General features: G+C 72.7%; 13 protein-coding genes and 1 pseudogene. 9 read left to right on the top strand and 5 right to left on the bottom strand.

Features of this window, described 5'->3' with window-relative positions; genetic code table 11:
* Nucleotides 1–66 precede the first annotated feature (66 nt).
* Complete coding sequence (locus ABWK59_RS33085) at nucleotides 67–519, top strand: VOC family protein (RefSeq protein WP_354644353.1); 453 nt, start codon at nucleotides 67–69, stop codon at nucleotides 517–519.
* A gap of 84 nt (nucleotides 520–603) precedes the next feature.
* Here ABWK59_RS33085 and ABWK59_RS33080 read toward each other — a convergent pair whose 3' ends face one another.
* Nucleotides 604–2,664 (bottom strand): discoidin domain-containing protein, encoded by a 2,061-nt coding sequence (locus ABWK59_RS33080; protein WP_354644352.1) that lies wholly within the window; start codon nucleotides 2,662–2,664, stop codon nucleotides 604–606.
* Between the two features lie 317 nt (nucleotides 2,665–2,981).
* Here ABWK59_RS33080 and ABWK59_RS33075 point away from each other — a divergent pair, with 317 nt between their 5' ends.
* A complete protein-coding gene (locus ABWK59_RS33075; protein ID WP_354644351.1) occupies nucleotides 2,982–3,581 on the top strand; it encodes a hypothetical protein in 600 nt (199 codons plus the stop codon).
* Nucleotides 3,582–3,737: 156 nt separating this feature from the next.
* Nucleotides 3,738–4,226 carry a TIGR00725 family protein gene (locus tag ABWK59_RS33070; protein WP_354644350.1) on the top strand — a complete coding sequence of 163 codons (489 nt, stop codon included), beginning with the start codon at nucleotides 3,738–3,740 and terminating at the stop codon, nucleotides 4,224–4,226.
* Nucleotides 4,227–4,257: 31 nt separating this feature from the next.
* Here the strand turns inward: ABWK59_RS33070 and ABWK59_RS33065 are convergent, their stop codons facing one another.
* The gene (locus tag ABWK59_RS33065) at nucleotides 4,258–4,851 is read right to left on the bottom strand and encodes an MBL fold metallo-hydrolase (RefSeq protein ID WP_354644349.1); all 594 of its coding nucleotides are present in this window, start codon (nucleotides 4,849–4,851) and stop codon (nucleotides 4,258–4,260) included.
* Nucleotides 4,852–4,987: 136 nt separating this feature from the next.
* Here ABWK59_RS33065 and ABWK59_RS33060 point away from each other — a divergent pair, with 136 nt between their 5' ends.
* On the top strand, nucleotides 4,988–5,896 hold the full coding sequence (locus ABWK59_RS33060; protein ID WP_354645179.1) for a GlxA family transcriptional regulator: 909 nt from the start codon (nucleotides 4,988–4,990) through the stop codon (nucleotides 5,894–5,896).
* Between the two features lie 74 nt (nucleotides 5,897–5,970).
* A complete protein-coding gene (locus tag ABWK59_RS33055) occupies nucleotides 5,971–6,345 on the top strand; it encodes a GNAT family N-acetyltransferase (protein ID WP_354644348.1) in 375 nt (124 codons plus the stop codon).
* Between the two features lie 789 nt (nucleotides 6,346–7,134).
* Here the strand turns inward: ABWK59_RS33055 and ABWK59_RS33050 are convergent.
* The gene (locus ABWK59_RS33050) at nucleotides 7,135–7,917 is read right to left on the bottom strand and encodes a maleylpyruvate isomerase family mycothiol-dependent enzyme (protein ID WP_354644347.1); all 783 of its coding nucleotides are present in this window, start codon (nucleotides 7,915–7,917) and stop codon (nucleotides 7,135–7,137) included.
* A 322-nt stretch (nucleotides 7,918–8,239) separates the two neighbouring features.
* Here ABWK59_RS33050 and ABWK59_RS33045 point away from each other — a divergent pair, with 322 nt between their 5' ends.
* Nucleotides 8,240–9,037, top strand: coding sequence for an ATP-grasp domain-containing protein (locus ABWK59_RS33045; RefSeq protein WP_354644346.1), 798 nt, complete (start codon nucleotides 8,240–8,242; stop codon nucleotides 9,035–9,037).
* 130 nt (nucleotides 9,038–9,167) lie between these two features.
* Nucleotides 9,168–9,641, top strand: a complete 474-nt coding sequence (locus ABWK59_RS33040) for a carboxymuconolactone decarboxylase family protein (RefSeq protein ID WP_354644345.1) — start codon at nucleotides 9,168–9,170, stop codon at nucleotides 9,639–9,641.
* A gap of 208 nt (nucleotides 9,642–9,849) precedes the next feature.
* On the opposite strand, the pseudogene ABWK59_RS33035 reads toward ABWK59_RS33040, so the two are convergent.
* Nucleotides 9,850–10,608 (bottom strand): annotated as a pseudogene (locus ABWK59_RS33035) (collagenase); the annotation flags it as partial.
* Between the two features lie 507 nt (nucleotides 10,609–11,115).
* Between ABWK59_RS33035 and ABWK59_RS33030 the strand changes: the two are divergent.
* A complete protein-coding gene (locus ABWK59_RS33030; protein ID WP_354644344.1) occupies nucleotides 11,116–11,319 on the top strand; it encodes a hypothetical protein in 204 nt (67 codons plus the stop codon).
* A 56-nt stretch (nucleotides 11,320–11,375) separates the two neighbouring features.
* Entirely contained in the window at nucleotides 11,376–13,109 is a 1,734-nt protein-coding gene (locus ABWK59_RS33025; RefSeq protein WP_354644343.1) for a DUF6895 family protein, read from the top strand.
* A 229-nt stretch (nucleotides 13,110–13,338) separates the two neighbouring features.
* On the opposite strand, the gene ABWK59_RS33020 is transcribed toward ABWK59_RS33025, so the two are convergent.
* A complete protein-coding gene (locus ABWK59_RS33020) occupies nucleotides 13,339–13,518 on the bottom strand; it encodes a hypothetical protein (RefSeq protein WP_354644342.1) in 180 nt (59 codons plus the stop codon).
* Nucleotides 13,519–13,563 lie beyond the last annotated feature (45 nt).

The following is a 13,563-nucleotide window of genomic DNA, read 5'->3' as shown; positions in this document are numbered from 1 at the left end:
CGGACGTCCCCGGGGACGGCGGGTCGGAGTTGCCTCCGTGTCCGAAGGACCGCTATGAACGGTGGCATGACGCTGAGTTGGAAACTGGTCGTCGACAGCGCGGACGCCCCCGTCATCGCCGACTTCTGGGCCGCCGCCCTGGGCTACGAGGTGGAGGACCCGGGCGCGCTGATCGAGCAGCTGCTGGCCGCGGGGCACATCGGCGCGGAGGCGGTCACCGAGCACGGCGGCCGGCGGGTGTTCCGCGGCTATGCGGCGATCCGCCACCCGGAGGATCCGTTCGACCCGGTCAGCGGGGTCGGCCGCGGCCGCCGGCTGCTGTTCCAGGACGTGCCCGAGCCCAAGACCGGCAAGAACCGGCTCCACCTCGACGTGCACGGCGAACCGGGCGGTCTCGACGCCCTGGTGGCCCGTCTGGAGTCGCTCGGTGCCACCCGCGTCAAGGAGGTGGACAAGGGGCCGGCCGGTCACTGGTGGGTGATGCGGGACCCCGAGGGCAACGAGTTCTGCGCCGTCTGAGCTTCCGCCGTACGAACGCGCACGGAAGCGGGCGGGCCGCCGGCCGGAGGCTCCGGTCGGCGACCCGCCCTGACAGTCCGACGGTCAGGTCCCGTAGACCCCGACCTCGTACAGCGAGTACCCCCACTGGGTGCCGCGCTTGACGCCCTGCACCTTGACGTACCGGGCCGCGGTGGGGTCGAACCGGGCGGTGTCCAGCCCGCCGTTGCCGCCGGTGGTGGTCCAGACGGTCCGCCAGGTGCCGCCGTCGGTGGAGACCTCGATGCGGTACGCCTGGCCGTAGGCCCGCTCCCAGTCGAGAGTGACCCGGTTGACGGTGCGCGCCGACCCGAGGTCGACCTGGAACCACTGGTCGTCGTTCCAGTCGCTGGCCCACCGGGTGCTCTGCGACCCGTCCACGGCCCGGCCCGGCCGGTAGCTGATGAACGGGTTCCACTCGGAGGAGCTGGCGTTGGCGGAGACCCCGACGGCCAGGTTGGTCCCGGCCTTGTGCTGCTGGGTGGACCGCCAGGTGTTCAGGTACGACTGGGCGCCGCGCATCAGGTCGTCCACCACGTCCTGGCCTCCGCTGAGCCGGATCTGCTCGATCCAGTCCGGGACCAGACCGTTGTGCGCCAGGCCGTCCTTGTTGAGGTCCCAGGTCCGGTCGCCGGTGACCTGCCGCTCGAGGACCGACTGCCCGTCGGCGCTGCGGAAGGGGTACTTGACCGCGTTGGGCGCGTTCTCGCCGACCGGGCCGGGCCAGCCGCCCACGCCGTTCATGTCGGTGCCGTAGCCGTACCCGACGTGGTAGGCGTCGCGCAGCGCCTCGGTCCGCCGGGCCTCCGCGACGAAGCCCTCCGCGGAGTGGGCGTACTGGGCGATGAACCCGCCGAGCTTGTAGACGCGCTCGCTCCAGTCGAGGTCCATCCAGCTGTGGCTGGAGATGACGCCCGGGTACGACCCGGCCTCCAGGACGTCCAGGGCCCGGCCGGCCGCCTTGACGCTCATGTGGTCGAGTTCGAGCATCATGTTGCGCTGCATCATGCCGCGCAGCGCGTACTCGCCGAGCCGGGTCAGGCCGCGGGTGTTGCACTGGGCGGCACCGGCGTACGTGGGCAGTTGGACGCCCGCGGGGAGCAGCGCGTTGGCCTGGGCGGTCGGCAGGCCGATCGGGTTGTCGTGCTGCGGGCCGGCGCAGGCCTCGGTGGTCCAGAACGTGCCGGTGGACAGGAACTGGCCGGCGTTCACGGCCACGCCGATGGTGCCCTCGTCGAAGCGGACGCCGCACAGCGCGTTGTCGAACTTGTGGCAGAGGAACATGCTGCGCACGCCCATGCCGTACAGCTCGTCCAGGCCGCGGTCGATGTCGTCCTCGTTGCACTGGGCGATGTCGAGGATCTGCTTGCAGCCGAAGGGTTCGGAGGTCTCGACCCCGAGCACCACGGCGAGCTTGCCCTGCGCCACCACGTCGCGGGCCTGGTCGGCGTCGGTGACGATCCGGAACCAGCCCTTGCCGGCGCCGCCGTACATCCGGTCGACGTAGTCCTGGAGCTGGTAGGTCTTCTGCGCCTCCAGCCGGATCGCGCTCATCTCGTCGCAGCTGCGGTCCTTGTACGGGTAGAGCGAGCACAGCAGGCCGTTGGTGACCAGGTCGTTGACCAGGATCCGCTGGCCGCCGCGCCAGGCGCGCTCCACCCAGGCGTAGTAGTTCTGCTGGTGGCTGAGCGAGTCGTTGGCCGGCCAGTCCTTGAAGGTCGGCCAGCCGACCGGGTCGTGGTGGCCGTTGGCGCCGCCGGTGACGTTCTCGAACAGCGCGAGGGCGCCGTCGGGGTAGTGCTCGGGGCAGTCCTTGAGGGCGTCGGCGACGCCCTTCTCGGAGAAGGTCGCGCCGCAGATGATCCGGCCGCCGAAGCCCTCGTTGGACATCAGGTGGTTGTGGGCGTCGACGAAGCCGCGGACCTCGCCGCGGGCGTCGGTGCCGCTCATCGGCGGGCCGGTGACGTTGATCTGCGAGTCGGGGGACGGGCGGGCGCCGGGATTCCACCAGCCGTCGGCGGCCCGGGCCGAGGAGCCGGGGAGTCCGCCGAGGACGGTGGCGGCTGCGGCGAGGAGCAGCGCCAACAGGGAAATGAGGGCGCGTCTGCCCGTGTGATGGCCTGTCATGGTCACACCTCTGCTGTCGGGAGGCGAAGTGGGGGATGGGGGTGTGCGCGAGGGTGGTGCCGCGAGGGTGGGGGTGAGGGGTGGGGTGCGCGGGTGCGGGCCGTGCAGGATTCCCCTGAGAATCCCGAGCTGAGCGGAGCGCGTCAAGACTTCGGTCCGGATTTGCTACTGACGGGTACCCGGATGCGAACGATCCCGTACCCCGCCTCCGCCCGTCCGCGAGGCCGCCGGCGGGTCCACCCGTGCGTTCGCCGTGAGCCGGGCCTGCGGCGGGGCCCCCGCCGCGGGGCCGGCGGGCGGCCGGTAGCCTGCGCCGAATGCTCGATCACATCCCGCCCCCGTCCGTCCACGCCTCTCCGGTCCGGGTGACTTCGCGGGTCGCGCTCTCCCTGCTCAGCCTCGCCGCGGGCGTCGCCGGGACGCTCTGGCTCCAGGAGCTGGCCGAGCCCACCGAGGGGTTGGCGGGGCTGCGGCGGGCGCTGCGGCCCGAGGGCTACGCGATCCTGGCCTTCCAGCTGGTCGCCGTGGTCACCGGCACGGCGGTCCACGGCCTGGCGCACCTGCCACGGCCGCGGCGGATCGGCGCGGCCTGGGGCGCCGCCGGGGTGGTGCTCGGGCACGCCCTCCTGGTCGCCGTCCTGACCTGGCCGCTGGCCGGAGTGGCCCCCGAGCTGTCGCACGGCTCCAGCCGGTACGACAGCGGCGCGCTCGACCCCGCGTGGCTGGCCTGCGTGCTGCTCCCGGCCGCGGTCGCCGCCTGCGTCGGCGGGTTCTTCCCGCGGCCCGCGCCCGACCGGGAGCCGACCGTACGGGCGGCGCTGCGGCCGGCCGTGTTCGCCACGGCGACGGGCTGGGTGATCGGCGGGGTGCTCCTCCTCCTGCTCCTGGTGATGGCGCTGCTCCGCGGGCTGCTCTGACGCCCCTTCGGCTTCGGCCAGCCCCCGCCCGTTCGCCCGACCCGCCGCCCGGGCGGGCGCTGCAGTGCCGAGCCGTGACGGTCCGTCATACTCCGGGCAGGTGGAGTCCCGGACCGGCGGGCTCCCGGACGGTCCCCGGAGGTCGCGTTGGCGCCGGTGGAGGCAGCGCGGGCAGCCCCGTACGTCGCGGTGGTGGGCCCGTCCGAGGCGGGTGAGCGGCAGCGCGCGCTGGCCCGGCGGGTCGGCGAACTGCTCGCCGACCGGGGCGCGGTGGTGCTCTGCGGCGGGCTCGGCGGGGTGATGGAGGCGGTCTGCGAGGGCGCGGCCGGACGCGGCGGCACCACGGTGGGCCTGCTGCCGGGCGAGGACCGGGCCCGCGGGAACCCGTACCTCACGGTCGGCCTGACCACCGGCCTGGGCGAGCTGCGCAACGGCCTGCTGGTCCGCTCCTGTGACGCCGTGTTGGCCGTGGGCGGCAGCTGGGGCACGCTCAGCGAGGTCGCCCTGGCCGTCCGCACCGGCCGGCCCGTGGTCCTGCTCGACGGCTGGCCCCTCCCCGACGCCCCCACCGCCGGTCCCCTGCTGACCGCCGCCACCCCCGACCAGGCCGTGGACCTCGCCCTCGACGCCGCCCGCCGGCGCTGACCGCTGCCGCACCGGCCGTGGGGCAACGGCCCTACCGCGGCGTGGTCAGGTCCGGGGTGAAAGGGCCGCCGTGGCCGGGCACGATCAGGTCGGCCGCGGCCAGCACCCGCTCCCGGGAGGCGCGCAGCAGCTCGCGGTCCGGGGCGACCGGGTCGTCCGCGGGGCCCTCGGCGTGCCACCACAGGTCGCCGGCGAAGGCCACCACGCCCGCCTCGGTGCCCGCCAGCAGGGTGATGTCCTCGTGGCTGTGGCCGGGGGTGCGGATGAGCCGCAGCGACGGGGTGAGTTCGTGGCCCTCGGCGTCCCGGTTGGTCCACTGGTCGCCCCGGTACTCCACCTTGTGGTCGTGCACCCGGGCCCGGGTGAACAGGCCGGCGTTCACGGTGTTGTCCGGGTGGTGGTGGCTGAGCACCACGTCGGTGATGTCCTCGGGGCCCAGGCCCAGCTCCGCCAGCGGGGCGAGGATGTGGTCGATGCTCGCCACCATGCCCGGGTCGAAGATCACGTGCCGGCCGGCGTCGGACACGTAGGAGACGGTGGCGGCCACCCCGGGGCCGGTGGAGCCCACGTAACCGGTGGTCAGGACCTTGAAGTCGGCGCTGCGGCCGAGCGGTGCGTCTGTCATGCCTCCATCGTCGCGGGCGCGTGCTCCGGGCACGAGTGGCACTGATGCCGGTGATCGCAGGATTCGTGCCAACCTGTGGCAGACTGCGGCCGTGCCCTTCACGACCGTCGCCGCCTACGTCCCCGCCGGTGTCGGCATGCTCGCCGTCGGCATCGTCACCGAGGTGTTCGGTCCGCACGGGGCTGGGCTGCCCGGGTTCGACCTCGCCCTGTGCACCGACCGGCCCGGGCCGGTGCCCACGGACTTCGGCGTGCCGCTGTCCGTCGCCCACGGTCTGGACCGGCTCGCCGGCGCCGACCTGGTCATCGCCCTGCCGGGGGCCGACTTCCGCACCCCGCCCGAGCCCGCCGTCCTCGACGCGCTGCGGACCGCGCACCGGCGCGGCGCCGTGGTCGCGGCCCACTGCGTGGGCACCTTCGCGCTCGCCGCCGCCGGGCTGCTCGACGGCCTGCGGGCCACCACCCACTGGCGGTTCGCCGACCTGCTCGCCGACCGCCACCCGGAGGTCACCGTGGACGCGGATGCGCTCTACGTGGACGAGGGCACCGTGGTGACGGGCGCGGGAGCGGCCGCCGGCTTCGACCTCTGCCTGCACCTGCTGCGGCGGGAGCACGGCGCCGCGCTGGCCAACGGCGTCGCCCGGGACATCGTGCTGCCCTCCCACCGCGACGGCGGACAGGCCCAGTACCTGGCCGCGCCCGTCCCCGACAACAGCCAGGACGAGCGGCTCGCCGAGGTCCTCGGCTGGGCCCGGGAGAACCTCCACCAGCCGCTGCCCGTCACCGAGTTGGCCCGCCGCGCGATGATGAGCCGGCGCTCCTTCGCCCGCCGCTTCACCGCCGCGACCGGCACCACCCCGCACGCCTGGCTGCGCGGCCTGCGCCTCAGCAGGGCCGAGGAACTCCTGGAGACCACGGACCTGTCCGTGGAGGAGATCGCCCACGCGGTCGGCTACGGCAGCGCGGCCGTGCTGCGCGAGCAGTTCGTCCGGCGCCGGGGTGTACCGCCCCGCACCTACCGCCGCGCCTTCACCAGCACGCCCTGAGCCCGCCCACCGCGGGGCTGGGCGGCCCTGAAATGCGGTTGCCCCGGCCGTCGGCCGCCGCTCACAATCGCGCCATGAATGATCGTCAACGCACCGATTTCGCCGTCAAGCCCGTGCTCACCGGCGAGTCGGTGGTTCTCCGCCCGTTCGACCTGACGGAGGACACCTCGGCGATCCGGTCCTGGCTGACCGACCCGGAGGTCGGCCGCTACACCGACCCGGGCAACCCCGTGCCGCCGTGGGACGAGGACGCCGAGCGGCGGATGCGTGCGCGGTACGGCACCCGCGCGGATCAGACCGACCGGCTGGACCTGGCGATCACCGACCGGGCCGCCGGACGCTGCGTCGGCGAGATCGTCCTCAAGCATTCAGGCGGGTGGAGGCGACCTCCTGCCGGCCGTCCGGGAGCAGCACCAGGACGACGTCCGGCCGCAGCGGTGCGCCGGTGATCCCGACCAGCTCCGCGTCGACGGTTTCCGCGTGCCTGGTCCTGATCCACCGCCCCGGGGTCGGCCCGCCGGAGGTGCCGTACGTCGTGGCCAGCCCACGGGCACGATGCCTTGTGCACAGTCGGTCACTGACCGTATACCTAGCGCCATGATTGTGAACACGTGGCGCGTACGGGCCACGGTGGAGGAGTCCGAGCTCCCGCCGGACGCGACGTCGTCCCGCTGCCCCGCCGACCACGCTGACCGCCGCTGTCCGACCGCCCTCAACGCTCGGAGGCGGTCTGCGCCTCTGCTTCGCGGACCGACGGAGAACTCTGAAGCTGAGGACGTCCCAGGACTCGACCGCGATGACGTCCAGGAGCTGTTGCCCATCGAGGAGGCCGACCGGCTTCTCGGTGCCTGGCTGGCCGGTCCTGCCAGCGGTGGCGGCAAAGCCAGGTCGACGCGGCAGCCACCGTGATCACGACCCTGCTGACCGAGAACGCCGCCCTGCGCGAGCACCACCGTCGTCCGGTTCTCCCGCGCCCCGCGCTTGACCCGATGCCTTCCCGACCAGCACAGTCCGCTGGATCGCCCTCAGCTCCGGCCGCACGGGCGTCACCATCTACCTGAGCGAGGTCGAGGAGGTTGGCACCGCCCCCTTCCTCGACATCACCGAGTTCCCACCCCTGGACCCCGACGAGGAGACGTGGGGCCGGGAGGTCGCCGTCCTGCCAACCCGGCGGAAGCCCTGCACCTGGCAGGATCCGTTCGCGATTCAGCGACAGGTTTGTACGCGGTGGCCTGTCGTCACGCCCAGTCCTCCGGTTCCCAGGCGAAGAGCAGGTCGAGCAGCTCCGGATCCCCGTCGAGTTGCAGGGAGTCCGCCGAAATGCGGTCGTACCGCCAGAGGACCAGATCACTGGCCGTGCCGCGAATGGAGAGGCCTGCCGCTTCCGGGGCCCCGCCGATGGCGGGCAGCCGGGTGGTCCGTGCACCGTCGCCGTCGACCGTGAGGCGCCAGGAGCGGTCCTCGGTGGCGTGAAAGTCGAAGGCGGTGGGCCTGTGCGGCCAGGCACTCCTCGTGAAGCTGGCGATGAACAGGCTCTCCTCGACACCGTCGAGCGCCACCTCGACAGGCAGTGCGGCTGAGTCGCCCACGGTGAGCTGGGCATCGTAGGTGTGCACCGCGATCTCCTGGACCTGGTGCCGGGCGACGCCACCGGCAGTGTGCGGCGTCTGCGTGACACCCCAGCCGGTGAAGCAGCCCTGGTCCGGACCGGCCTCCCGCAGGGCCGCCAGCAACAGCTCGGTCGAGGCGGCCAGCCAGGCCAGCACGCCCTCGCGCTCCTGCGGCGCGACCGCGTCACCCTGGGCCGGGGTCCTGGACGTGGCGTCCGGGCCGGCGGCGACGGTGGCGGCCCAGCGACGGCGGCCCTCGCCGATGTGCTGCACCAGGTCGAACAGCGTCCACTCGGGGCAGGTCGGCACGGGCAGGTCGAGGCTGGGCGCGACGGCGATCGCGGCGCGGAAGGCGGTTGAACGTTCGTCGATCAGCCGCAGCAGATCGGGAAACTCCAGAGTCTTGTGCACGGCGATAGTTCTACCACCATGATCCATTCGCCCCACAGCGGTTTTCCCAGCCGATACGGCGGGGAACTCCGGCCCAGGCGAGCCCACGCTCGGGCTTTCGCTTCTTCGCTGAAAGTCACCCGCAGGGTTCAACTCCCGTCCTCACCCCAACGGACAAACGGACAGATCAGAACCCTGTCCATAACTTCACCGTGTACTGGCAGCCGCCCGGGAGGGCGCCCTCGACCGGAATCGTGCGGGCGAGGACCGGCTGCATCACCGGGACCGGTGGGCGCAGCACGACGGGTTGGCGTGTACGGGGCACATCCTCAGCAGTAACTTCATGACCGGCGGCAGCGGCCGCATCGACACGATGGACGAGGGGCTGCGGCTGGAGGCCGACGGCCTGGCGGCGACCACGGACACGGTGCTGGTCTACGGGATCCCACCGCACCGGCGCCGCGCATTCGAGAACTGCCAGCGCCAGCTGCGCGCCCACGGCGCCCGCGCGCTGGGCGCCGGCACGCAGGCATGGCGGGCCGCGACCGAGAAGGACCGCACCATCGAGTGCTTCACCCGTGACGGCATCGCCCACATGCCCACCATCGCGCTCTCTCGGCCGACCGTGCAGGAAGCCGCCGAGGCATTCGAGCACCTGGGCGGTGACGTCTGGGCCCGGCCGACCGTCGGCATGGGCGGCAGTGACGTCTTCCACATCACCACCCGCGCCCAACTCGCCACCGCCGCACGGCACTACGCCACGGCTGGCACCGACTGGCTGATCGCCCGCGACGCCGCGAACTTCAATCAGGACGGCAGGCGCCACCAGTACCGGGTCGTGGTACTCGGCGGGCAGGTGCTGCGCGCGGTCGAGCACATCCAGCCGGACCCCGACGCACCCTGCAACGAGAGCCGGGGTACCGTCTCCACCCTCCTGCGTGAGGAGGATCTGCCGACCGGGCTGGCCGAACTGGCGGTCTCGGCCACCAAGTCGCTCGGCCTGCCCTTCGCGGGAGTGGACCTGGCAGCCGAAAGCGGCGGTGTGGTCTTCGAGGTCAACGTCCACCCGATGTTCGGCACCGTCCGCGGCCTGGAGACCGTCGCGGTGCCGTATGTCGCAGCACACCTCGCCTCCGCCTGACCCGGGTCCTCCCTGCGCTCAACCCGCCGCCCGGCCAGGGTGACGCACGTCACGGGGGCGTTCATGTCACAGCTGGACGGGCTGAACCGTCAGAGGTGTGTAACCGTCGGACAACGGCATGGAGCGCATCGTGGAAGCACGGCTCAACCCCTTCACCAGCCCGGTGCTGGGCAGGGTCTTCAAGCACATCATCGCGGCGGGCAAGGTCCTCGAGGGATCGACGCTGCCGGCCTCGACGCAGGAGCTGGTCAAGCTCCGCGCCAGCCAGATCAACGGCTGCGGCTTCTGCACCGACATGCACTTCAAGGACGCCGTCCACGCCGGTGAGTCCGCGGTGCGCCTCAACCTGGTCGCGGCCTGGCGCGAGGCCACGGTGTTCACCGAGGCCGAGCGAGCCGCGCTGGAGCTGACGGAAGAGGCCACCCGCATCGCCGATGCGGCGGGCGGCGTCCCGGACGAGGTGTGGGCGAACGCCGCCAAGCACTACGACGAGGAGCAGCTCGCCGCCCTGGTGGGCGTCATCACCGTCATCAACGCCTTCAACCGCGGGAACGTCATGCTTCAGATGCCCGCCGGTGACTACCAGCCCGGCCAGTTCGGATAAGCCGGAGCCCGGCCCGGGGGCACATCGTGTGCGCGGCGCGGGCCGCGGCGCGCCCCCGGTCGGTGGGACGTGTCACCCCCGCCCGTCCGCAGGCCGTGGCGTGGCCGACGCGGTCGCGGTGGCCATGTGCTGCGGCGGTCGCCGCCGCCCGCGCCCGGACACCGTTCGGGCGCTGGACGGCGGCGCGAGGCAGGGACGCGGATCAGGCGCCCGCCGCCACGGCGGTCAGCCAGGCGTGCCAGTCGCTCTCGTAGTCCAGCGAGGTGAGGAGGGAACGTGCGGCGGCCCAGTTTCCGGCGCGGTAGTAGCCGAGCACGGAGGAGACGTCGGCCGGGTGCTTCTCGACCATGTAGCGGGCGGCGAGGTAGCCCCAGTAGTAGGTACGCGAGACGTCGCTGTTGTCGTAGGTGGTGTCGAACAGCGTGCGGAGGGAGTAGGTGTGCTTGCCGGCCTCGGCTATCGCGTTGGTGTAGGTGACGCCCCGGTAGGAGTAGGACACGTACTCCGCGATCCCCTCGGTCCACCACACCGTGGGAGTGGTCTGGCTGGCGCTGAAGTCGCCGTACAGGTCGAAGCGGCCGTCGAGGTAGTGCGTGTACTCGTGGTTGAGGTTCCAGATCTGCCAGCCGGGGCTCACGTCGGTGCGCTCGTAGCAGATGAACCGGGGCTGGTTGCCCGCCCTGGCCGGGTCCCCCTCCAGGTACATGCCGCCGTTGTTGGTGTCGATGCCGTAGATCTTCCGGGCGTAGGCCTTGTAGTCGGCGCTCGAGTTGAAGACGTCGACCTCGAGGGTGGTGTTGTAGTCGCTCGCGACCGGCCCCGGGTCCTTGACCACGCCGTGGAAGTAGGCGTCCTGGTCGGCCAGGCTGGTGCAGGTCGCCGCGAGCTGGTCGGCCGTCATCTCCTGCGCCCGGATCCGCAGCGACGGGCTGCAGGTGTGGACGATCGGCAGGATGCGCGATTCCAGCCCGCCACCGGCTGCGCCGAAGGTCTCCTTGGCGTTGCCGTGGGCCGGGCGCTGGCCCGGGTCCGCGACCACCCGGCCCGAGTCGGGTGCGGCTTGGGCGGCTTGGGCGGCGTGGAGGGGGCTGGCCGCTATGGCTGCGATGAGCAGCGTGGTGGCGAGGGCGCGCACGATTCACTCCTGGGGGTGGGAGCAGACGGCCCGGCAGCGACGGGCCCGCGTGGTAAAATGGCACACGTCACATTGCTTTTCAAGGGCATGCGCAGACCGAATCCCCGGCCATCGCCGCCCGGGGCGCCCCGCCCTCATGAGGCGTGAACGAACGATCGTGCGCCCCCCATCTGACCCCGCATGGTGTCACTCGTTCGGCCCGTTTGCGGCCCGCGACCCCGGCGAGAGGAGGCCGTCACCAGGCCGACCACATATTCGAGCCACCATCACCGGTGACACCTCCGACAGCCCCTCCCGACAATCCTCCTATCTGCCTCACCCACTGATGGGAGCGATGCCATGTCCTGCCCGCCCGTCGACGCCCGCAAGGCCCTGGACTTCCTGAGGACCAGCGGACTCGTCGACCTCTCCCTCCCGCTGGAGCGCGTCGTCGACCAGGTCGGCCAGCTCGACGAGGTCGCCGGCTACGTCCTGGCCTGGGAGCGGTACGTCCTCGTGGTCGCCAACCAGATCGCCGACGCCGCCGACGGCACCACCGGCTGAACCCACCCGCCCACGCCTGAACCCACTACCGCCGCACCATGCCGGGAGGCCCTCCGATGACCATCACGCAACCCGGCGACGGCACCGAGAACCGGCGCGCGGTCGAGACCCAGGCCATCGCCTGGCTCGCTGCGCGCCGCGCCCTGATCGACCCGGCCGGCGCGGACCCCGACGGCGTCCTGTTCGCCCGTAAGGCACTGATCGAGACGGCGTTCCTCGTCGGACTGCGGGCCCGGCTCGATCCCACCCCGCTGGACGCCGACTACACCGCACTCCTCGACCAGGTCCAGGAGATCACCGCCCGCCCCTCCTACCGCGAACTCGCCGCCCGCGACGAGGCCGCGCTCCTCCTGTACGCCGGCACCTACGTCGCGCTGCGGCTGTGCGGCCGCGAGGATACGGGGTTCCGGCGGATCCTCGAACAGGCTGCGGCCGGCGGCTACGCGGCCGCGTTCGAACGGGTGCCCTACCGGCAGCTGGACCTCCTGCACACCCTTCAGTTGTGCGGCATCGACCACGACCTGCCCACCATGGACGAGGTCCTGCCGTTCACGCTGCTGTGCAACCGGCCGAACGTCGTCAAACTCGCCGACCGTGACATCTACGCCATCACCCACACCGTCTTCTACGCCACCGACTTCGGCCTGCGCCGACCGCGGTGGCCCGGCGGGTTCGAGCCCGCAGACGCGGTTGAACTCCTCGAAGCGCTGCTCGTGCTCACCCGTGCCCGGCGCAACGCCGACCTGGTCGGGGAACTGCTGTGCTGCCTGCGGTGTCTCGGGGTGAGGGACTCCCGGGAGGCCGATCTCGCCTGGCAGTTCCTCATCTCCGTCCAGGAACCGGACGGCCGGGTGGGTGGTCCGCCCGGCATCGTCCACCCGAAGCTGGCCGCCGGCGACGACCGCTTCCGGCGGTGGGCGACCGGCTACCACACCACCGTCGTCGCCGCCCTGGCCTCGCTCCTGGAGCGCAGCCCCCGGGTCCCCCACGGGCCCCGCCCCAGCACGCGCCGGCCGGCCCCCGACCTCGACGGTCCGATCCGCAGCGCCGTCCGGTGGCTCGGCGAGGCCAGCACCCGCTTCGGTTCCGACGTAGGACTGCCCGCTGCGGCTGCGGCCGCCCTCGGTGCGAGCGCCATCGGCCGTACCGAACTCGCCGGAGACGCACTTCACCACTTCGCGCGCCTCCTCGCCGACCCGGACCCCGACGGCGCGGGCGACGAGGTGTGGCAGGCCCACGGCATCGAGGTGGTCGGGGAGTTCGCCGCCGGACTGCGAGAGCTGGGCATCGCCTGCCGCTCCCTGGACGTCTTCCTCGCCCGGACCGCCGCCGCCGTCGCCGACCTCCCGCACATCCCCCCGCAGGCGAGGCCCGGCCTCCGGCGCCTCGCCGACCTGGGCCTGATCCCACCCGGCCCCCCTCCCGCGGTCCCCGGGCCAGCCGAGTTCCCGTCGCGGGCCGCCGAGGCCCTCGCCGCCGAGATCCCCGACGCCCGCCGCACCTACCACCTCGGACGCCTCGCCGGTATCGTCCGCGACCTCACGGCCGGCGGATGGGCCGACCACCGCATCACCCGTGACGCCGTCGCCTTCCTCCTCTCCCAGCAGGGCGCCGACGGAGCCTTCGGCCACCCCGCCTGCGACGACCCGGCGACCCGGCTGCGCGTGCGACTGTCCTGGACGCAGAGCATCGTCACCGCCCTCACCGCGACCCACCGGGCACAGCGCGCACACCCGACACCGGCCCGGCCCGCCACCGCCACAACCCCGGGCGCCCACGCCGCCGGCTGACGCGGCCGGTAGCGGCAGCCCTTCAACGCGGCAGGCAGGTGACGTCTCCGACCGGTCTCGTGTCCGGACGCTCCGCGGTGAAGTCGCGCCCGGTCAGGTCGCCGGCCGGCGCCGCCCTACCGTCGGCCGTGGGGGGCTGGGTCAGCAGGGTGCGGCCGTAGCCGTGCAACGCGTCCTCCAGGAGAGCGAGCGGGGCGGCCCGGTGCGCGGCCGCCCCGGCGCGGTGGTGCTACTGATCGGTGTCGCAGTCGTGGTCGGCCTTGATACAGTCGCCGTCGGCGAACTGGGTCTCCAGGGTCCAGCCGCAGGTGCGCTCGGCGCGGCCCTCCCAGCCGATCTCGGGCCCGTCATCGTGGTCGCAGTCGTGGTCGGCGTCCTGTGGTGACGCCGGCTGTTGCCCTGGTTTCAAGGCCGTTGACAGATCTGCGTTGATTCGAACCGCACGCTCGCGGCG

The organism is Kitasatospora sp. HUAS MG31 (assembly GCF_040571325.1).
Classification (GTDB): Bacteria; Actinomycetota; Actinomycetes; order Streptomycetales; family Streptomycetaceae; genus Kitasatospora; species Kitasatospora camelliae.
The sequence above is the reverse complement of the archived record's forward strand: the minus strand, read 5'-3'. Positions and strand labels throughout refer to the sequence as shown.